Source organism: Amycolatopsis sp. NPDC049691 (assembly GCF_040675005.1).
GTDB lineage: Bacteria > Actinomycetota > Actinomycetes > Mycobacteriales > Pseudonocardiaceae > Amycolatopsis.
In genome coordinates, this window is the sequence record NZ_JBFANX010000010.1 from 73,199 (window position 1) to 93,118 (window position 19,920).

The 19,920-nt window shown below is 70.7% G+C and carries 16 protein-coding genes; 6 read left to right on the plus strand and 10 right to left on the minus strand.

Annotated elements, in window-relative coordinates:
• The first annotated feature begins 33 nt into the window (after positions 1–33).
• A complete protein-coding gene (locus tag AB0J40_RS23460; RefSeq protein WP_364456449.1) occupies positions 34–4,359 on the plus strand; it encodes a GH92 family glycosyl hydrolase in 4,326 nt (1,441 codons plus the stop codon).
• 234 nt (positions 4,360–4,593) lie between these two features.
• Here the strand turns inward: AB0J40_RS23460 and AB0J40_RS23465 are convergent, their stop codons facing one another.
• Positions 4,594–4,737, minus strand: coding sequence for a hypothetical protein (locus AB0J40_RS23465; RefSeq protein ID WP_364456451.1), 144 nt, complete (start codon positions 4,735–4,737; stop codon positions 4,594–4,596).
• A 60-nt stretch (positions 4,738–4,797) separates the two neighbouring features.
• Here AB0J40_RS23465 and AB0J40_RS23470 point away from each other — a divergent pair, with 60 nt between their 5' ends.
• Complete coding sequence (locus AB0J40_RS23470) at positions 4,798–7,920, plus strand: GH92 family glycosyl hydrolase (protein ID WP_364456453.1); 3,123 nt, start codon at positions 4,798–4,800, stop codon at positions 7,918–7,920.
• Positions 7,917–10,001 (plus strand): FUSC family protein, encoded by a 2,085-nt coding sequence (locus AB0J40_RS23475; RefSeq protein WP_364456455.1) that lies wholly within the window; start codon positions 7,917–7,919, stop codon positions 9,999–10,001. The genes AB0J40_RS23470 and AB0J40_RS23475 overlap by 4 nt, the downstream gene beginning before the upstream one ends.
• Before the next feature lie 41 nt (positions 10,002–10,042).
• Here the strand turns inward: AB0J40_RS23475 and AB0J40_RS23480 are convergent, their stop codons facing one another.
• From AB0J40_RS23480 to AB0J40_RS23495, 4 genes are all read right to left on the minus strand, one after another.
• Positions 10,043–10,672, minus strand: coding sequence for a DUF4360 domain-containing protein (locus AB0J40_RS23480; RefSeq protein ID WP_364456457.1), 630 nt, complete (start codon positions 10,670–10,672; stop codon positions 10,043–10,045).
• 242 nt (positions 10,673–10,914) lie between these two features.
• Positions 10,915–11,769, minus strand: coding sequence for an LLM class F420-dependent oxidoreductase (locus AB0J40_RS23485; protein WP_364456459.1), 855 nt, complete (start codon positions 11,767–11,769; stop codon positions 10,915–10,917).
• 2 nt (positions 11,770–11,771) lie between these two features.
• Complete coding sequence (locus tag AB0J40_RS23490) at positions 11,772–12,137, minus strand: VOC family protein (protein WP_364456461.1); 366 nt, start codon at positions 12,135–12,137, stop codon at positions 11,772–11,774.
• Complete coding sequence (locus AB0J40_RS23495; RefSeq protein WP_364456463.1) at positions 12,134–12,538, minus strand: nuclear transport factor 2 family protein; 405 nt, start codon at positions 12,536–12,538, stop codon at positions 12,134–12,136. Before AB0J40_RS23495 ends, AB0J40_RS23490 begins: the two co-directional genes overlap by 4 nt.
• A gap of 90 nt (positions 12,539–12,628) precedes the next feature.
• Between AB0J40_RS23495 and AB0J40_RS23500 the strand changes: the two genes are divergently transcribed.
• The 3 genes from AB0J40_RS23500 to AB0J40_RS23510 all read left to right on the plus strand — a co-directional run bounded on the left by AB0J40_RS23500 (position 12,629) and on the right by AB0J40_RS23510 (position 14,848).
• Positions 12,629–13,060 (plus strand): MarR family winged helix-turn-helix transcriptional regulator, encoded by a 432-nt coding sequence (locus tag AB0J40_RS23500; RefSeq protein WP_364456465.1) that lies wholly within the window; start codon positions 12,629–12,631, stop codon positions 13,058–13,060.
• A 102-nt stretch (positions 13,061–13,162) separates the two neighbouring features.
• Complete coding sequence (locus AB0J40_RS23505) at positions 13,163–14,143, plus strand: malate dehydrogenase (protein ID WP_364456466.1); 981 nt, start codon at positions 13,163–13,165, stop codon at positions 14,141–14,143.
• A 123-nt stretch (positions 14,144–14,266) separates the two neighbouring features.
• Complete coding sequence (locus AB0J40_RS23510) at positions 14,267–14,848, plus strand: ATP-dependent Clp protease proteolytic subunit (RefSeq protein ID WP_364456468.1); 582 nt, start codon at positions 14,267–14,269, stop codon at positions 14,846–14,848.
• 54 nt (positions 14,849–14,902) lie between these two features.
• Here the strand turns inward: AB0J40_RS23510 and AB0J40_RS23515 are convergent, their stop codons facing one another.
• The 5 genes from AB0J40_RS23515 to AB0J40_RS23535 form a co-directional block, all read right to left on the minus strand.
• Positions 14,903–15,130, minus strand: coding sequence for a DUF6294 family protein (locus AB0J40_RS23515; RefSeq protein WP_364456852.1), 228 nt, complete (start codon positions 15,128–15,130; stop codon positions 14,903–14,905).
• A gap of 13 nt (positions 15,131–15,143) precedes the next feature.
• The gene (locus tag AB0J40_RS23520; RefSeq protein WP_364456470.1) at positions 15,144–17,198 is read right to left on the minus strand and encodes a M3 family metallopeptidase; all 2,055 of its coding nucleotides are present in this window, start codon (positions 17,196–17,198) and stop codon (positions 15,144–15,146) included.
• A gap of 94 nt (positions 17,199–17,292) precedes the next feature.
• Entirely contained in the window at positions 17,293–18,000 is a 708-nt protein-coding gene (locus AB0J40_RS23525; RefSeq protein WP_364456472.1) for a histidine phosphatase family protein, read from the minus strand.
• Positions 18,001–18,024: 24 nt separating this feature from the next.
• Complete coding sequence (locus AB0J40_RS23530) at positions 18,025–18,867, minus strand: undecaprenyl-diphosphate phosphatase (RefSeq protein WP_364456473.1); 843 nt, start codon at positions 18,865–18,867, stop codon at positions 18,025–18,027.
• Position 18,868: 1 nt separating this feature from the next.
• Positions 18,869–19,906 carry an LLM class F420-dependent oxidoreductase gene (locus AB0J40_RS23535; protein WP_364456475.1) on the minus strand — a complete coding sequence of 346 codons (1,038 nt, stop codon included), beginning with the start codon at positions 19,904–19,906 and terminating at the stop codon, positions 18,869–18,871.
• Between the last annotated feature and the right edge of the window lie 14 nt (positions 19,907–19,920).

Sequence of the window (19,920 nt, forward strand, 5' to 3'; positions counted from 1 at the left end):
TCCCCAGTTCACCCTCCAGAGCTTGGAGCAACGATGCCCCGAAGCGCCAGACCGCCGGTCGCTTTCCTGGTGACCGCCGCCGTGGTCGCCGCCGGCCTGGTCGCCCTCCCCGCCACGGCGTCCGCCGCCGAAGACGCCCTCCCCGCCGATTTCTCGTCCTCCTTCGAGCCCGGTGACGTCCAGCCGACCTGGACCGACACCGTCGACACCGACGCGGCGGGCAAGCCGCGCGCCTACGGCGTCAACGGCGCGAACGGCACCGCCATCCCCGGCGACATCCGCGGCAAGGTCACCGAGACCAGCGCCAGCAGCGAGAACACCGGCGGCGGCGAGGTGGTGGACAACCTCGTCGACGGCACCACGGACACGAAGTGGCTGTCCTGGGACCCGACGGCGTGGGCGCAGATCACGCTGTCGGAGCCGACGTCGATCACGCACTACGCGATCTCCTCGGCCAACGACTTCGCCGAGCGCGACCCCAAGGACTGGACGCTGCAGGGGTCGAACGACGCCAGCGCGTGGACCGACCTGGACACCCGGACCGGCCAGTCGTTCGCCGAACGGTTCCAGACGAACAACTACCAGCTCGCCGCGCCGAGCGCGGCGTACAAGTACTTCCGGCTGAACGTCACGGGCAACAACGGCGGGCCGATCCTGCAGATGTCGGAGCTGCTGCTGGCCAACGACGAGCCGGTGCAGCCGCCGCTGCCGAACATGCGCAGCTTCGTCGACTCCGGCCCGACCAGCGGCTACACGAACAAGAACCGCGCCGGCTTCACCGGCATGAAGGCGTTCCGCTACTCGGGCAGCCAGACCGCCACCGGACACGGCTGGTCCTACAACAAGATCTTCGACGTCAACATCCCGGTCGTCGCCTCGACCGAGCTGTCCTACAAGGTGCAGCCGCAGTTCATCACCGGCGACCTGAAGTACCCGAGCACCAACGTCGCGATCGACCTGGCCTTCACCGACGGCACCTACCTGCGCAACCTCGGCGCGTCCGACCAGTACGGCTTCCCGCTGACCCCCGAGGGCCAGGGCGCGTCGAAGGTGCTCTACGCCAACCAGTGGAACCTGGTGCGCTCGGCGATCGGGCAGGTCGCGAAGGGCAAGACGGTCGACCGGATCCTGGTCGGCTACGACAACCCGAACGGGCCGGGTTCGCTGCAGGGCTGGCTCGACGACGTCAAGATCTCGGCCACACCGACACCGCCGGCGAGCCTCCGCCCGAGCGACAACGTGGTCACCACGCGGGGCACGATGGCCAACGGCACGTTCTCCCGCGGCAACAACTTCCCGGCCACCGCGGTGCCGCACGGGTTCAACTTCTGGACCCCGGTCACCGACGCCGGCGCCGACAACGGCGGCTCGCCGCGCTGGCTGTACAACTACAGCACCCAGAACAACAACCAGAACCTGCCGCAGCTGCAGGCGTTCAGCGTCAGCCACGAGCCGAGCCCGTGGATGGGCGACCGGAACGTCTTCCAGGTGATGCCGTCCGCCGCCGCCGGCGTGCCGGACGCCAACCGGGACGCGCGGGCGCTGCCGTTCAAGCACAGCGACGAGACCGCGCGGGCGCACTACTACGGCGTGCAGTTCCAGAACGGGATCAAGACCGAGATCGCCCCGACCGACCACGCGGCGATGTTCCGCTTCTCGTTCCCGGGCAGCGACTCGAGCCTGATCTTCGACAACGCCACCAACGCGGGCGGGCTGACGCTCGACCCCGCGACCGGCACGCTCTCGGGCTACACCGAGACCGGCGTGTACGCCGGCGCCGGCCGGATGTTCGTCTACGCGACGTTCGACAAGCCGGTCACCGCGGGCGGCAAGCTCACCGGGCAGGGCCGCGACAACGTCACCGGCTACCTGCGCTTCGACGCCGGCGCGGACAAGACCGTCAACATGCGGATCGCGACGTCGCTGATCAGCGTCGAGCAGGCGAAGAAGAACCTCGCCCAGGAGATCGCCCCAGCCGCCACCTTCGACACCGTGCGCGACGCGGCGCAGCAGGCGTGGGACGACCAGCTGAAGGTGATCGAGGTCGAGGGCGCGTCGAAGGACCAGCTCACGACGCTCTACTCGAACCTCTACCGGCTGTTCCTCTACCCGAACTCCGCGTTCGAGAACACCGGCACCGCCGACAAGCCCGCGTACAAGTACGCGAGCCCGGTGTCGCCGAAGACCGGCGCGGACACCGCGACCCAGACCGGCTCGAAGATCGTCGACGGCCAGATGTACGTCAACAACGGCTTCTGGGACACCTACCGGACGACTTGGCCGGCGTACTCGCTGCTCACGCCGGACATGGCCGGCAAGATGGTCGACGGGTTCGTGCAGCAGTACCGCGACGGCGGCTGGATCGCGCGCTGGTCCTCCCCCGGCTACGCGGACCTGATGACGGGCACCAGCTCGGACGTCGCGTTCGCCGACGCCTACCTCAAGGGCGTGCGCAACTTCGACGTGAAGTCGGCCTACGACGCGGCGATCAAGAACGCCACGGTCACCCCGCCGAACTCCGCGGTCGGGCGGAAGGGCCTGGACCAGGGCATCTTCCTCGGCTACACGCCCAACACCGCCAGCGAGGGCTTCTCGTGGGCGATCGAGGGCTACGTCAACGACTTCGGCATCGCCAACCTGTCGAAGAAGCTGGCCGACGAAGCCGCGCCGAACGACCCGCGCAAGGCCGAGTACCAGGAGAACTACGAGTACTTCACCAGCCGCGCCCAGCAGTACGTCAACCTGTTCGACCCCAGCGTCGGGTTCTTCCAGGGCAAGGACGCGAACGGCAAGTTCACCAAGACCAAGGACCAGTACGACCCGCGCTCGTGGGGCGGGGACTACACCGAGACCGACGGCTGGGGCATGGCGTTCACCGTGCCCCAGGACGGTCAGGGCCTGGCGAACCTCTACGGCGGCAAGGCCGGGCTGGCGAACAAGCTCGACCAGTTCTTCGCCGACCAGGAGACCGCCACCTTCCCCGGCTCCTACGGCGGGGTGATCCACGAGATGCGGGAGGCGCGGGACGTGCGGATGGGCCAGTACGGCCACTCCAACCAGCCGGCGCACCACTTGCTCTACATGTACGACTACGCCGGTCAGCCGGCGAAGACGCAGGCGAAGGTCCGTGAAGCGCTGTCGCGGCTGTACAACGGCAGCGAGATCGGGCAGGGCTACGCCGGCGACGAGGACAACGGCGAAATGTCCGCTTGGTACATCTTCAGCGCGCTGGGCTTCTACCCGCTGCAGATGGGCAGCCCGAACTACGCGATCGGGTCGCCGCTGTTCAAGAAGGCCACCATCCACCTGGCCGGTGGCAGGAACCTGGTGATCAACGCGCCGAAGAACAGCGCGAAGAACGTCTACGTCCAGGGCGTGAAGGTCAACGGCAAGGCGTACTCCTCGACGTCGCTGCCGCAGGACTTGATCGCCCGCGGCGGGGTCATCGACTTCGACATGGGCCCGAACCCCTCCTCGTGGGGTACCGGCCCGAACGACGCGCCGAAGTCGATCACCACGGGTGACGCGGTGCCGACGCCGCTGCACGACGAGACCGGCGCGGGCAAGGGCACCCTGTCCACTTCGGACGGTTCCAACGCCGTGGCGCTGATCGACAACACCTCGCGCACCCAGGCCGCCGTCACCGGCGCCCTGCAGTACCAGCTCAACTCCACCGACGAGGCCGTCACGCACTACACGCTGACGTCCCAGACCGGTGCGGGCGACCCGAAGAGCTGGACGCTGAAGGGCTCCTACGACGGCAAGACCTGGGCGGTGGCCGACCAGCAGGCGAACCAGGCGTTCACCTGGCGGCAGCAGACCCGCGCGTTCAAGGTCGCCAACCCGGCGCACTACGCCTACTACAAGCTCGAAGTCACCGCGACCAGCACCGGCGCCCCGGCGCAGCTGGCCGAGTTCGAGCTGCTGGGCAAGCCGGACGCGTCCTGCACCCGCACGATCACCGGCGCTTCGAACGGGCCGCTGGCGGTCTCGTCGGGCACGGTGTGCCTGCAGGACGCGACGGTGTCGGGCCCGGTGACGGTCGCTCCCGGCGCGTCGCTGGTCGTCCGCGGCGGCGCGATCAACGGCCCGCTTTCGGCCACGGGCGCCGGCCAGGTCGTGCTGAACCGCACGAAGGTGGGCGGTCCGGTGGCGATCACCGGAGCGACGGGGACGGTGTCGATCGAGCTGACCCAGGTGGACGGCCCGGTCGCGCTGACGGCCGACCACGGGCCGGTGCTGACGTCCAGCACGATCGGCGGCCCGCTGGCGTGCGCGGCCAACTCGCCGGTGCCGACGGACTACGACCTGCCGAACACCGTCCGCGGCCCGGCCGCGGGGCAGTGCGCGAAGATCTAGTCCCGTAGTGCCGAGGATGCCCTCCCCGCCGGACCGGCGGGGAGGGCATCCTCGCGTCATGGAGTTCTTCCCCGGCGATCCGCTCGAAACGGCGCAGCCGCGCCAATGTCGTGGCCAGTGCCGGAGCGAAGGCGTCCACGTCGGTCACCGCGTCGGGGAGCTGTGCCGGCAGCTCGAACGCCATCGTGCCGCCGCCCTGGCCGAACACCGCCGCGCGGATCGCCGCCGCCGCGTCTACATGCCGGCTGGCCGTCGCGCGAGGGCGGTGTACCGGGCGCCGGAACCGCCGCGGCCGGGGATCAGCAGCAGGAGCGGGCCCTCGCCCCGCAGCTCGCAGCGCAGCTCGGCCCCCTCGTTGCCAACGGTGTGCGTGCTCACCGCGATCTCCTCCCCCCGCGTCGAGCACACGCTACGCCGTTCGGCCGATACGGTGGGCGCATGCCCGACGCCGTGTTCTTCTCGTCTTTCGAAACCGGTGACCCGCAGCCCGCGGACGCCACCCTGACGGTCGACGGCGGCCCGGACCGCTCCCCCACGGCCAAGACCGGCGTCGGCTTCACCGGCGTCAAGGCCCTGCGCTACACCGCGCGTGCCCGCGGTGTCCTGTTCGAACTCGACGTGCCGGTCACCGAGCGCACCGAGCTGTCCTATGTGGTCTTCCCCCGCTCCGACGGCGACATCCCCGCCTACCACGCCACCCGGGTGAGCCTCGACGTCGAGTTCGCCGACGGCACCACCGCCGGTTTCGCCCCCGTCGACGACAAGACGCTGTGGGTGGACCAGTGGAACCCCGTCCGCCGCCCGCTCGGGGCGTTCGCCGGGCGCCGGATCGCCCGGATCGTGCTGCGCACCGACGCGCCCGGCGAGATCACCGGCTGGCTCGACGACGTCCGCGTCGCCGAACGCCCCGACCCGCCGCGCGACCCCGTCGACTGCGTCCGCACGACCCGCGGCACGCACTCCAGCGCGGACTTCTCCCGCGGCAACAACTTCCCCGCCACGGCGGTGCCGCACGGGTTCAACTTCTGGACCCCGGTCACCGACGCGAGCGTCACGAACTGGATCTACTCCTACCACCGCCACAACGACGAGGAGAACCGCCCGGCGCTGCAGGCGTTCGCGCTGTCGCACCAGCCGAGCCCGTGGATGGGCGACCGGCACACCTTCCAGATCATGCCCGGCACCGGCCCGGTCGAGCCCGACCGCCGCAAGCGCGCGCTGGCCTTCTCCCACGACGACGAAACCGACTCGCCGCACCACTACGGCGTCCGGTTCGCCGGCGGGATCACCGCCGACCTCGCCCCGACGTCGCACGCGGCGATCCTGCGCTGCACCTTCCCCGACGGCCGCGGCTGGCTGCTGTTCGACAACACCGCCAACCGCGGCGGCCTGCGCCTGCACCCGGCCACCGGGGTCGTCACCGGGCACACCTGGGTCCGCAGCCGCCTGTCCGCGGGCGCGCGGCGGATGTTCGTCTACGCCGAAACCGACGTGCCGGCCGCCCGCGGCGGCAAGATCCGGCGTCCGTTCTGGCGGACCGTCACCGGCGCCCTCGAGTTCGACGCGCCCGAGGTGACGGTGCGGATCGCGACGTCGCTGATCAGCCTCGCGCAGGCCAAGCGCAACCTCGAGCTGGAGATCCCGGCCGGCACCACGTTCGAGCAGGTCCGCGACGAAGCCCGCGCCCTCTGGCAGGAACACCTGGGCAAGATCGAGGTCGAAGGCGCCACCGACGACCAGCGGACCACGCTGTACTCCAACCTCTACCGGCTGTTCCTCTACCCGAACGCCGCCCACGAGAACACCCCGAACGGCATCCGGCACGCGAGCCCGGTGCGGCGCCGGTGGTGGCCGAGCACCCGCACGCGCACCGGCGCGAAGGTCGTCGACGGCGAAATGTACGTCAACAACGGCTTCTGGGACACCTACCGCACCACCTGGCCCGCCTACGCGCTGCTCACCCCGGACCGGTGCGGCCGGATGATCGACGGGTTCGTGCAGCAGTACCGCGAGGGCGGCTGGATCTCCCGCTGGTCCTCCCCCGGCTACGCCGACCTGATGACCGGCACCAGCTCGGACGTCGCGTTCGCCGACGCCTACCTCAAAGGCGTCCGCAACTTCGACGTCGAAGCCGCCTACGACGCCGCGCTGAAGAACGCCACCGTCACCCCGCCGCGCCGCTCGGTCGGCCGCAAGGGCCTCGAGGAGTCGATCTTCCTCGGCTACACCCCTGCCTCCGTCCACGAAGGACTGTCCTGGGCGCTGGAGGGGTGCGTCAACGACTTCGGCCTCGCCAACCTCTCAGCGGAGCTCTCCCGGGAAAGCTCCGGGCCACGCGCCCGGATGTACGCCGACTACGCCGCCTACTTCCGCGAGCGCGCCAAGCACTACGTCCACCACTTCGACCCGGCGATCGGCTTCTTCCAGGGCCGCCACCGCGACGGCCGCCGCAAGTTCGCCCCCGCCGGCTACGACCCGGCCGCGTGGGGCGGCGACTTCGTCGAGACCAACGCCTGGAACACCGCCTTCACCGCACCGCACGACGGCCCCGGCCTCGCCGCGCTGCACGGCGGCAACGCCGGCCTCGAAGCCAAGCTCGACACCTTCTTCGCCACCCCGGAAACCGGACGGCGCCCCGGCGCGTACGGCGGCCTCATCCACGAGATGACCGAGGCCCGCGACGTCCGCATGGGCCAGTACGGCCACTCCAACCAGCCCTCCCACCACATCCCCTACGTCTACAACCACGCCGGCGCGCCCGCGAAGACCCAACGCGTCGTACGCGAAGTGCTGCGACGGCTCTACCTCGGCAGCGAGATCGGCCAGGGCTACCCCGGCGACGAGGACAACGGCGAGATGTCCGCCTGGTGGGTGCTCAGCGCACTCGGCTGCTACCCGCTGGCCGTCGGCAGCCCGCGCTACGCGATCGGGTCACCGCTGTTCGAGAAGGCGACCGTGCACCTCGGCAACGGCCGGAAACTCGTCGTCCACGCCCCCGGCAACACCGACGACACCGTCTACGTCCGCGGGCTCACCGTCAACGGCGAACCGCACGACGCCACGACCATCGCCCACGCCACCCTCGCCGCCGGCGCCGAGCTGGTCTTCGACCTCACGACCGAACCCACCGGCTGGGGCGCCCCGCCGCCACCCGCCGCGCACCCGGCCCCGGTGACCGACCTGACCGGCACCGCCACCGCCTCCGACCACACGAACGTCGACGCGCTCTTCGACGACACCACCCGCACCCAGGTCACCTTCCACGCCGCCACCCCGGCCGTCACGTTCACCGTCACCGGCGAACCCCGCGAAGTCACCATGTACACGCTCACCTCCGGCACCCGCCGCGGCGACCCCAGCGCGTGGGTCCTCGAAGGCTCCGACGACGGCACCCACTGGACCACCCTGGACGAACGCGACGGCGAACAGTTCCGCTGGCGCCGCCAGACCCGTCCCTTCACCCTCGCCGCCCCGGCGGCCCGCCCGCACTACCGGCTGCGGATCATCGCCACCCGCGGCGGCCGCGCCACCCTCGCCCAGTGGGAGCTGCTCGCCCGATGAACCACTTCCGCACCGCCGCGCTCGACCGGCTCGCGGCGGCCGACCCCGGCCTGGTCCGGCTGCGGCTGGCCGGGTCCGCCGTCCTCGGCATCGTCCTGGCCGTCGCCGCGCTGCTGCCCACGCACGTCCCGCTCACCGTGATGCTGGTCGGCGCCATCGCCGCGATGATGACCGCGTTCACCGTCAACGACGCCACCCCCGGCGGCCAAGCCGTCACCCTCGTGCTGGCCTTCCTCACCGGGGCCGCGTCGATCACCGTCGCCAGCCTCGGCTCGGCGCTGCCGCCGATGGACAGCGTCGTGTTCGTCCTGCTGATCTTCGTCGCCGTCTACGCCCAGCGCTTCGGCGCCCGCGGCACCGCGCTCGGGTCGATCGGGTTCTTCCTGTTCTTCTTCCCGATGTTCCTGCAGGCCCACCTCGCCCAGGTGCCGCAGCTGCTGATGGCCCTCGGTGTCGGCGTGCTCGCCAACGCCGCCGTCCGGTTCGTCCTGCTGCGCCACAACGCCGAAGCCGAGTTCCTGCGCGTGCGCCGCGCCTTCCGCGCCCGCCTCGCCGCGGTCGTCCGCGCCACCGAGGCCTACCTGGCCGTCAACGGCAGCGACCGCACCCGCAAGCAGCTGCGCCACGCACTGGCCCGGCTCCACGAATGCGTCCTGCTCATCGAAGACGCCGCCCCCGACGTCGTCGACGCCCGCGCCGCCGACCGGCTGCGCCGCCGCGCCATCGAAGTCGAGCTCGCCGTCCAGTGGCTCGCCATCACCGTCCAGCGCACCTGCTCCGACGAGCTCACCGCCGACGTCCGCGACGACCTCATCGCCCGGCTCGCCCGCTTCCGCGCCCTGATGGAACGCGACCCGCGCGAGCTCCCGCTGATCAGCCAGACCGGCGAATACAGCCGGATGCTCGTCGAAGGCAGCCGCATCGACGAACACGCCGCCCCCGGCGACGGCGTCCGCAAGGCACTCGCCGAACTCGCCCTGGCCGACGACCGCGCCCAGCGCGCCGCCGCGCCCGAGTCCACAGTGGACCCCCTCGACGCCGAAGCCGACGACCCGACCCCGGCGTTCGCCTACGACAACCGCACCCGCAGCGCCATCCAGGCCGTCGTCGGCGGCGGGCTCGCCGTCCTCGGCGGCGAACTCGTCTCCCACCAGCGGTGGTACTGGGCCGTGCTCACGGTCTTCGTCGTGTTCATCGGCGCCTCCAGCGCCGGCGCCACTTTCGTCAAGGGCGTCCGCCGCCTCGGCGGCACCCTCATCGGCATCGTCGGCGGTGTCCTGCTCGCCCTGCTGGTCGGCGGCAACACCCCGGCGACCCTGTCGCTGATCCTGGTCTGCGTGTTCGGGATGGTCTACACCGCCCGCGTCTCCCAGGTCGTGATGGCCTTCTTCATCACCAGCATGCTCGGCCTGCTCTACAGCCTGCTCGGCACCTTCAGCCTCGAAGTCCTCTGGATCCGCGTCGCCGAAACCGCGGTCGGCGCCGCCGCCGGCATCCTCGCCGCCGTCGTCATCGTCCCGGTCCGCACCCGCTCGGTCATGCTCGACGACATCGGCGCCGTCCTCGACGAACTGGAAGAGTTCCTCCAGCACACCCGCGACCTGCTCGCCGGCGAAGAGAACGTCAACATCATCGAACTCTCCCGCGACCTCGACCGCGCCGTCGAACAGGTCCGCACCACCGTCGAACCGCTCACCCACCCGGTGAACCTCCGCAGCGCCCGCCGCGACTACGGCTGGCACGTGCTCACCACCCTCGAAACCATCGCCTTCCGCGCCCGCCACGTCGCCGCCCGCGCCCAGCCCGGGATGCTCGCCGGCCCCGACACCGACCGCCTGCGCCAGTTCACCGGCCGGCTGCTGGCCAACCTCGACGTCCTGCGCAAAGCACTCGACGCACCGGGTGGCCCCACACCCGGCACGCTCGTGCGCGACGACGGCACCCCGGTCTCCGACCGCGTCGACCAGGCCGAAACCCGCGCCGTCCTCTCCAGCCTCAGCCACCTCGACGAGGCCCTCGTCTCCCTCGGCCGCGTCTTCGACCTCCAGGCCACCGACCCCCGCGCCCCGGCGAAGAAGTGACCGCGGGGCGGCGCCCGCAGCGCCGCCCCGCGGTGCTCAACTCACGGACAGGACAACCACGCGAAGTGGTACGTCGTGGTGATGCTGCCGTCGGTGGAGTCCATCGTGACGTAGCTCGTCGTCTTCTTCGGATCCGACGTCCCGGCCGCGGCCCGCAATTCCGTGTTGATGTTCAGGTTCCGTTCCTCGCCGCACGGCTTGAATGCGATCGCACCGACTTCCGTGGAATCGGTGAATTGCCAGTCGTTCTCGAACGGACCCGTCAGCGGATGCTGGACGTAGGCCGTCGGCGAATTACCCTGGAAATAGTAGTTCGCTCGCTCCAGTCCGGTCGCACCGCGCTCCAGGTGCGCGAAACCGCGGTAGTCCGCCGACGCGATTCCGTACGTGAACCCCTGCGGCACGTGCACCCGCAGGCCGATCTGGCAGTTCTTCCTGGCATCCAGCGGGCCGGCGCCGACACCCACCAGCGCCGTGTAAGTGCTGTAAGTTACGGTGAACGCCGTGTTGTCCTGCGACACCGAGACCGCGGCCGAATTGGGCGGACAGCCGGTGCCGTTGACGGTCGCGACGTCGATGACGATTTTGTCGGGCGGCGGCGGGGTGTTCCACGAATGCGGGGCGACCACAGAGGACAGCGCCACAACGGCAGCAACGACCGCAGAAAGCATCGGAATCCTTCCCAATACATTCGAATTGGGTACGGGGGCGCCGACCATGGTAGCGAATGGATCATGGTCCGAAACCCCGCTGAACGGAGCAACACGCAGTAGCCGTCCCGCCACGCGGTATACCGATAATTTCGAGCCGTCATTTAGCCGGGCACGAATGAAAGGGACCGGAAAACGATTTCGCGCCGCCGGACCGCCGCCCGCCGTCCGCGATCACCTCGCGACGTCCGGGCTTGATCGTTTCACTCCGCCAGCAGCCCCGCGACCCGCCCCAGCGTCGCGACCCCCGCCGCCGACCACGGCCCGGCCGTGATCACGACCGCATGCTCTATCCCCCACTCCGCGAACTCCGCGCACCGCCGCGCGAACGACTCCGCCGCCTCCCCCCGCGCCAGGCGCGTGCTGATCGTCTTCTCGATCGACTCGTACGGCCGCCCGGCCTCCTCGCAGTGCCGCGCGAGGACAGCCAGCTTGTGCCGCACCGTCCTACCGCCGTCCGGGATGTCGAACACGTTGCACGCGTCGGCGTACTCCGCGACGAGCCGCAGCGTCTTGCGCTCACCCGCCCCGCCGATCAGCACCCGCGGGCGGCGCACCGGCCGCGGGTTCCCGATCGGCCGCTCGAGCCGGTAGTGCCTGCCCTCGAACGCCGAGGAATCGCCGTCCCACATCCGCCGCGCCAGCCGGAGGGTTTCCGCCATCCGCTCGAAGCGCTCGCCCACCGGCGGGAAGGGCAGACCCATCGCCCGCGCCTCGCCGTCGTGGTGCCCGGCGCCGATCCCGAACCGGGCCCGCCCGCCCGAGAGGACGTCGAGGGTCGTGACCGCCTTGATCAGCAGCGCCGGCGGCCGGAACGTCACCGCCGACACCATCGTCCCCAGCCCGATCCGGCTGGTGCGGGCGGCGAGGAACCCCAGCGTCGTGTACGCCTCCAGCATCGCCGAATCCGGCGTGCTGTTCGGATCGGCCTGCAGCAGGTGGTCGGGCACCCACAGCGTGTCGAGCCCGGCGTCCTCGGCCGCCACCGCGACACCCGCCAGCTCGTCGGTCAGCTTGTCCGGCCACGAGAAGTCCGTGACCCCGATGCTCAGCCGCACGGCTACCCCCTCGTCAGCAGTTCCAGGTTGTGGCCGTCCGGGTCCGCGAAGTAGACCCCGCGACCGCCGTTCATGGAGTTGACCTCACCGGGCCGCTCGTGGAACGGATCCGCCCAGTACGCGACGCCGGCCCGCTCGATCCGCACCATCGCGGCGTCGAAGTCGTCTTCGCCGACCAGGAACGCGTAGTGCTGACTGGTGACGACGTCGACCTGGAGGTAGTCGAGCGTGACGCCGTTCGCGAGCCGGACCGGCACGAACGGACCGGCGACCGGCTCGGTGCGCAGGCCGAGGATCCCGGCCAGGAACTCCGCCGACTTCTCCCGGTCGGTGGCGCACACGATCGTGTGGTTCAGTTCGACGCTCATCGCTCATTCCCTCCCGGCGTGAAGGGCGGCGGGCCGCCGATCGGGCTGAGGTGGATACCGGCCAGGTGCCACCGGTCACCGGCGCGGACCAGCACGTGGGTGGCGCGGAACCGGCCGTTCGCCGGGTTGCCCCGGTGCGTGGCGACCTGGTCGTGCACGCCGATCGCGATGGCGGTGTCGCCGAAGTCGCGGACCTCGACGTCGGCCCAGTCCAGCTTCTCCGTGACCAGCGCGCCGCCGCCGTAGCGCGCCAGCCACTGGTCGCGGTCCAGGACGAAGCCGAGCGGGCCGACCAGGCGGAAGCCGTCGGCAGCCAGGCCGGCCAGCACCGCGGTGTCCCCGCGCTCCTCCGCGGCGGCCCAGACCCGGCCGAACTCGCGGACCTGCTCTTCGGTGCTCATCGCGTTCCCCTTTCCGGTTCGACGAGCACAACGTTAGATGTCTAATGATTAGATGTCAAACGCTTAGATCTCTGCGGTAGAGTGCCGTCCGTGCCAGCACCCACCACCGCCCCCATCGGCGTCGTCCTCGCCCGCACCGCCAAGACCGCCGGCCGCGCGTTCGACCAGGCCCTCGCCGCCGCCGGCGGCTCCCAACCCGTCTGGCAGATCCTCATCTCCCTCAAAACCCGCCCCGTCGCCAACCAGCGCGAACTCGCCGACGCCGTCGGCATCCAAGGCGCCACCCTGACCCACCACCTCAACGGCATGGAGACCGCCGGACTCGTCACCCGCCGCCGCGACCCGGAGAACCGCCGCGTCCACCTGGTCACCCTCACCGCGGAGGGCGAACAGCTCTTCCTCCGCCTCGCCTCGGCGGCCATCGCCCACGACGAACGCATGCGAAAAGGCCTCACCGACGCCGAGGTCGCCCAGCTCGCCGACCTCCTCCACCGCCTCGCCGCCAACGTCACCGACAACTGAAAGCGATCCACGCAACAGTGACTGGACGCACCCGACCGGCAACGCCCAGGAGGGATAGGCTCCACACCACTAGCCAAAGTCGTCTCAAGCTGGAGTACCGCAATGAGCCAAGCCCCTGTCAACGTGACCGTCACCGGCGCCGCCGGCCAGATCGGCTACGCGCTGCTCTTCCGCATCGCGTCCGGTCAGCTCCTCGGCCAGGACGTCCCGGTGAAGCTGCGGCTCCTCGAGATCCCGCAGGCGGTCAAGGCGGCCGAGGGCACCGCCATGGAGCTCGAAGACGGCGCGTTCCCCCTCCTGGCAGGCACCGACATCTTCGACGACCCCAAGCAGGCCTTCGAAGGCACCAACGTCGCCCTCCTCGTCGGCGCCCGCCCCCGCAGCAAGGGCATGGAGCGCGGCGACCTCCTCGAGGCCAACGGCGGCATCTTCAAGCCCCAGGGTGAGGCCATCAACGCCGGCGCCGCCGACGACGTCAAGGTCCTCGTCGTCGGCAACCCCGCCAACACCAACGCCCTCATCGCCCGCTCGCACGCCCCCGACGTGCCCGCCGACCGCTTCACCGCGATGACCCGCCTCGACCACAACCGCGCCCTCGCCCAGCTCTCCAAGAAGCTCGGCGTACCGGTCACCGAGATCAAGAAGCTCGCCATCTGGGGCAACCACTCCGCCACCCAGTACCCCTCGGTCCAGCACGCCGAGGTCGCCGGCAAGGCCGTCGACGTCGACCAGGCCTGGCTCGAGAACGACTTCATCCCCACCGTCGCCAAGCGCGGCGCCGCCATCATCGAAGCCCGCGGCCTCTCCTCCGCCGCCTCGGCCGCCTCCGCCGCCATCGACCACGTCTACACCTGGGTCAACGGCACCCCCGCCGGCGACTGGACCTCCGCCGCCGTCGTCTCCGACGGCTCCTACGGCGTCCCCGAAGGCATCATCTCCTCCTTCCCGGTCACCGCCAAGAACGGCAAGTACGAGATCGTCCAGGGCCTCGAGATCGACGACTTCTCCCGCGCCCGCATCGACGCCTCCGTCGCCGAGCTCGTCGAGGAACGCGACACCGTGCAGAAGCTCGGCCTCATCTGAGCCTGCTCCCCGCCGAGGGCCGCCGTCCACATCGGACGGCGGCCCTTTCGCGTCCGGCGAACACCGCACGCTCACAGCGAAACCACCACCGCCGACCCGCCCCGCAGCCCTACCGTCAGCCCCATGACCCTTCTCGCCGCACCCGACATGCAGGCCCCGAGCACCGCCCCCGAAGACTCGGTCTACCAGCAGCTCCTGCGCGACCGCATCGTCTTCCTCGGCTCCGAGGTCAACGACGACGTCGCCAACCGCCTCATCGCCCAGCTCCTCCTGCTCGCCGCCGACGACCCGGCGAAGGACATCACCTTCTACATCAACTCCCCCGGCGGCTCGGTCACCGCCGGCATGGCCATCTACGACACCATGCAGCTCGTCAAACCCGACGTCGCCACCTACGGCCTCGGCTTCGTCGCCTCCATGGGCCAGTTCCTGCTCTCCTCCGGCACCCCCGGAAAGCGCTACCTCCTGCCCAACACCCGCATCGTCATGCACCAGCCGTCGGCCGGCATCAGCGGCGCCGCCACCGACATCGCCATCCAGGCCGAGGTCTTCGGCAAGATGAAGCGCCGCATCGCCGAGATCACCGCCCGCCAGACCGGCCAGAGCGTCGAACGCATCACCACCGACGCCGACCGCGACCGCTGGTTCGACGCCGAGGAAGCCCTGTCGTACGGCTTCGTCGACCACATCGTCGCCGGCGCCTGACCCACGGCACCCGCCCCGGTGCCCGTGCGGCACCGGGGCGAGCAGCCGCCGCGATCAGCAGTGGCTCGTCAACCTCATGCTCTGGATCCGGTCGAACCACGCCGGGTCGAACGACCCCGCGTCGAACCACCACGTCCACTGGTTCTTCATCGTGCCCCGCACGAACTTCGGGTCACCGCCGTGCGTGATCGGGCCCCGTCCTTCCCTTGCGGTCTTTTTGGGCGGTAGACACGACTGCGGGGCTGGTTTCGATAAAACCAGCGCCGCAGTATAGGTCGTTATACAGTTAGAAGACTCAGACTCCGCTGAGCCCGCGACGGGTCAGGAGCGGCTCGATCTCCGGGTCGCGGCCGCGGAAGGCGCGGAACGCGTCCATCGGGTCGATGCTGCCGCCCCGGCCCAGGAGGGTGCGGCGGAAGTGGTCGCCGTTCTCGCGGGTCAGTCCCCCGCTCTCCCGGAACCACTGGACGGTGTCGGCGTCGAGGACTTCGCTCCAGATGTAGGAGTAGTACCCGGCGCTGTAGCCGCCGCTGAAGACGTGGGCGAAGTACGTCGTGCGGTAGCGCGGCGGGATGGCGTCGACGGCGACGCCCGCCTTGACGAGCGCGTCCGTCTCGAACCGCTGGACCTCCTCCACGCGGTCGTCGACGCCGAGGCGGTGCCAGGCCTGGTCGAGCAGCGACGCCGCCAGGTATTCGGTGGTGGCGAAGCCTTCGCCGTACTGCTGGGCGGCGAGGAGCTTGTCGACCTGCTCCTGCGGCAGGGCCTCCCCCGTCTCGTGGTGCTTGGCGTAGTTGGCCAGCACTTCCGGCCACAGCATCCACATTTCGTTGACCTGGGACGGGTATTCGACGAAGTCGCGGGGCACGTTGGTGCCGGAGAACGTCGGGTAGCGGACCGCCGAGACGAGGGCGTGCAGCGCGTGGCCGAACTCGTGGAACGCGGTGACGACCTCGTCGAACGTCAGCAGGGTCGGCTCCCCCGCCGGCGGCTTGCCGACGTTGAGGACGTTGACCACGACCGTCTTGCGGTCGAGCAGCTCGGACTGGTCGACGAAGGTGTTCATCCACGCGCCGCCGCGCTTGGCGTCGCGGGCGTAGAGGTCGAGCAGGTACAGCCCGAGCGGTGTGCCGTCGGCGTCGAACACCTCGAAGGTCCGGACCTCCGGGTGGTAGGTGGGAAGGTCGGTCCGCTCGGTGAACGTGAGGCCGTAGAGCTTGGTGGCGGCGAAGAAGACGCCGTCGAGGTACACGCGGTCGGCCTCGAAGTACGGGCGCAGCGCCTCGGTGTCGACGTCGAAACGCTCACGGCGGACCTGGGCGGCGTAGTACGGCCAGTCCGACGGGCGCAGCGTCGCGCCGGGGACATCGGCCTCCAGCAGCTGCTGCAGTTCCGCTGCCTCGGTGCGGGCGTTCGCGACGGCGGCGGGCGCGAGCCGCTCCAGCAGACCGGCCGCGGCCTCGGCGGTCTTCGCCGTCTCGTCGGCGATGACGTACGCCGCGTGGTTCGGGTAGCCGAGCAGCACCGCCCGCTCCGCCCGCAGGTGCGCGATCTCGGCGACGAGCGCGTTGTTGTCGAACTCGTTGCCGCGGTTGCCCCGCGCCATCGACGCGGCGTGGATCCGCGCGCGGACCTCGCGGTCGCTCAGCGTCTCCAGCGGCGACGCCTGGCTCGTCGGCAGCGTCAGCGGGATGACGTACTTGCCGTCCTCGCCGCGGGCGGCGGCCGCTTCGGCCGCGGTGGCGATCGCGCCGTCGCCGAACCCGGCCAGCTCGGCGCGGTCTTCGATGACGACGGCCAGGTCGTTGGTGTCCTTGAGCAGGTTCTGCTGGAACTTCGTCTGCAGCGTCGACAGCTGCGCGTTCAGCTCGCGCAGGCGGGCCTGCTCGGCCTCGCCCAGCCCGGCGCCCGCGCGGCTGAAGTCGAGGTGCCGGCGTTCGAGCAGCCGCCGCGACTCCGCGTCGAGGCCGAGCTCGTCCCGCTTCGCGTGCAAGGCGTCGATGCGGGCGAACAGCTTCGGGTTCAGGTGGATCGCGTCGTGGTGGGCGGCCAGCTTCGGCGCGAACTCGGCCTGGATGGCCTGGATCTCGTCGGTGCTGTTGGAGCCGGAGAGGTTGTAGAACACGCTCGCCACGCGGCCGAGCAGCTCACCGGCGCGCTCCAGGGCGACGATGGTGTTCTCGAACGTCGGCTCGGCGTCCTGCGCCGCGATCTGCTCGATCTCCGCCGCGTGCTCGGCCAGCCCGGCCTCGAACGCGGGCCGGTAGTGCTCGTCGGCGATCCGGTCGAAGGGCGGCAGTGCGTAGGGCAGCTCGCTGGGTGCGGCGAACGGGTTGTCCGGCGAAATCATCGGGGCAGGCTCCTGGTGGGGGTACAACACTCGGTCCCGCCACCCTACGTGGTCCACCTGTGCGGATGTCAGCGCTTTCCGGAGGTGGCCAAGCTCACCGGCCGGTGGTACCGCCCACGACGGCGTCGCTGCTCGAAGCGGCCTTCTTGCCCCGCTTCGGCTTCGGCTCGGGCGGCACGATCCCCCGCAGGTCACCGCTGTGGTCGTTGACCCGCATGACGAACGGCCGCGTCTCGGTGTAGCGCACCACCGAAATCGACGCCGGGTCGACGACGATCCGCTGGAACGCGTCGAGGTGCTGGCCGAGCGCGTCGGCGAGGATGGACTTGATCACGTCGCCGTGGCTGCACAGGAGCCACACGGCGTGGTCGCCGTGCTCGGCCGCGATCCGCCGGTCGTGCGCGCGCACGGCGGCCACCGACCGCGCCTGCATCGCCGCGAGCCCCTCACCGCCGGGGAAGACCGCGGCCGAGGCGTGCGCCTGCACGACCCGCCACAGCGGCTCCTTCGCCAGGTGCTTGAGCTCCTTGCCGGTCCAGTCGCCGTAGTCCACTTCGGACAGCCCCGGCTCGACGACCTTGTCCAGACCGCGCGCGGCGGCGAGGGGGCCGACGGTCTGCTTGCACCGCAGCATGGGCGAAACGACGAGCCCCGAGAGGGGCACGCCGTCGAGCCGTTCGACGAGCTTCTCCGCCTGGGCGCGGCCGGTGTCGTCGAGGTTCACCTTGGGCGAACGCCCGGCCAGGATCCCGGACCCGTTGGCCGTCGACTTGCCGTGCCGGAGCAGAATGACCGTACTCACGGCCCCCACCCTACGTGGCGGAGATCAGTGGCCGACCGGGCCCGCGTTCGGATCGAGCACGCCGGTGAAGATCAGCACGAACAGCAGCACGCCGAGGACCAGCCGGTACACCACGAACGGCACGAAGCTGCGCTTCTTGATGTAGGCCATCAGCCACGCGATCACCGCGTACCCGACCCCGAACGCCACCAGCGTCGCCAGGATCGTCGGGCCCCACTGGGCCGGCGCGTCGCCCGAGCCGATGTCCTTGAGCTTGTACACCCCCGACCCGAACACCGCCGGCAGCGCCAGCAGGAACGAGTACTCGGCCGCTTCCGCGCGGGTGTAGCCCAGCAGCAGGCCGGCGCTGGTCGTGCCGCCCGAGCGGGAGACGCCCGGGATCAGCGCCAGCGCCTGGGCGAAGCCGAAGCCGAGACCGTGCGGCACGGTCAGGTGGTCCAGCGTCCGCTCCTGCTTCCCGACGCGGTCGGCGTAGAGCAGGATCAAGCCGAACACGATGAGCACGGTGGCGGTGATCCGCAGGTCCCGGAACGCGCTGTCGATCTGGTCCTGCAGCAGCAGGCCGAGCACCACGATCGGCAGCGAGCCGACGATGATCAGCCAGCCGAGCCGGGCGTCCGGGTCGCGGCGCCAGTCCGGCTTGTACAGCGAGAAGAACCAGGCCTGCAGGATCTTCCCGATCTTCTTCCCGAAGTAGATGATCACCGCCAGCTCGGTGCCGATCTGGGTGACGGCGGTGAACGCCGCGCCCGGGTCGTCCCAGCCGGCCAGCGCCGCGACGATCCGAAGGTGCGCGCTCGAGGAGATCGGGAGGAACTCGGTCAGGCCCTGGACCAGGCCCAGGACCAGTGCTTCGAACCAGCCCACGTCAGGCCACCCCCGCCAGCTCGAGCGCCTCGACGGCGGTGGTCAGCGCGCCTGCCGGGTCGGGGGTGAACGGCGACACCGACAGGGTCGTCACGCCGGCCTCGGCGAATTCGGTCATCTTCTCCGCGATCCGTTCCTTCGGGCCCAGCAGCGACGTCGCGTCGAGGAACTCCAGCGGCACCGCCGCCATCGCCCCGGCGCGGTCGCCGTCCAGGTACTTGTCCTGCACTTCCGCGGCCTCGGCCGCGAAGCCCATCCGGCAGGCCAGCCGGTTGTAGAAGTTCTTCTCCCGGCTGCCCATGCCGCCGAGGTAGAGCGCCGCGTACCCGCGGACGGCGTCCGCGCACGCCGTCCAGTCGTCGCCGGGGACGAGCGGCACCGTGGGGACGACGTCGAAGCCGTCGAGCGTGCGCCCGGCCCGCTCGGCACCGGCCCGCAGCTGCGCCAGCTGCTCCCCCGCGTGCGCCGGCGAGAAGAACACCGGCAGCCAGCCGTCGGCGATCTCCCCGGTCAGCTCCAGGTTCTTCGGGCCGATCGCGGCCAGGTAGAGCGGGATCTGCTTGCGCGCGGGCCGGACGGTCAGCCGCAGCGCCTTGCCGGGTCCGTCCGGCAGCGGCAGCGTGAAGTGCTCGCCCTCGAACTTCAGCCGTTCCCGCCGCAACGCCGAGCGGACGATCGCGGCGTACTCGCGGGTGCGGCCCAGGGGCGAGGTGAACCGCACGCCGTGCCAGCCCTCCGACACCTGCGGGCCGGAGACGCCGAGGCCGAGCCGGAACCGGCCGCCCGAGAGCGTGTCGAGGGTCGCGGCGGTCATCGCGGTCATCGCCGGGGTCCGGGCCGGGATCTGCAGCACGGCGGCGCCGACGTCGATCCGCGCCGTCCGCGCCGCGATCCAGGTCAGCACGGTCACGGCGTCGGAGCCGTAGGCCTCCGCGGCCCACACGACGGCGTAGCCCAGGTCGTCCGCTTGTTTCGCCAGGGCCAGGTTCGCGGGGTCGTTCCCCGCTCCCCAGTAGCCGAGATTCAGTCCGAGTCGCACGGGGCCAGACCCTA

Coding starts and splice junctions, on each gene's coding strand:
- AB0J40_RS23460 (WP_364456449.1), top strand. CDS start 34: ATGCCCCGAAGCGCCAGACCGCCGGTCGCTTTCCTGGTGACCGCCGCC.
- AB0J40_RS23470 (WP_364456453.1), top strand. CDS start 4,798: ATGCCCGACGCCGTGTTCTTCTCGTCTTTCGAAACCGGTGACCCGCAG.
- AB0J40_RS23475 (WP_364456455.1), top strand. CDS start 7,917: ATGAACCACTTCCGCACCGCCGCGCTCGACCGGCTCGCGGCGGCCGAC.
- AB0J40_RS23480 (WP_364456457.1), bottom strand. CDS start 10,672: ATGCTTTCTGCGGTCGTTGCTGCCGTTGTGGCGCTGTCCTCTGTGGTC.
- AB0J40_RS23490 (WP_364456461.1), bottom strand. CDS start 12,137: ATGAGCGTCGAACTGAACCACACGATCGTGTGCGCCACCGACCGGGAG.
- AB0J40_RS23495 (WP_364456463.1), bottom strand. CDS start 12,538: ATGAGCACCGAAGAGCAGGTCCGCGAGTTCGGCCGGGTCTGGGCCGCC.
- AB0J40_RS23505 (WP_364456466.1), top strand. CDS start 13,163: ATGAGCCAAGCCCCTGTCAACGTGACCGTCACCGGCGCCGCCGGCCAG.
- AB0J40_RS23510 (WP_364456468.1), top strand. CDS start 14,267: ATGACCCTTCTCGCCGCACCCGACATGCAGGCCCCGAGCACCGCCCCC.
- AB0J40_RS23520 (WP_364456470.1), bottom strand. CDS start 17,198: ATGATTTCGCCGGACAACCCGTTCGCCGCACCCAGCGAGCTGCCCTAC.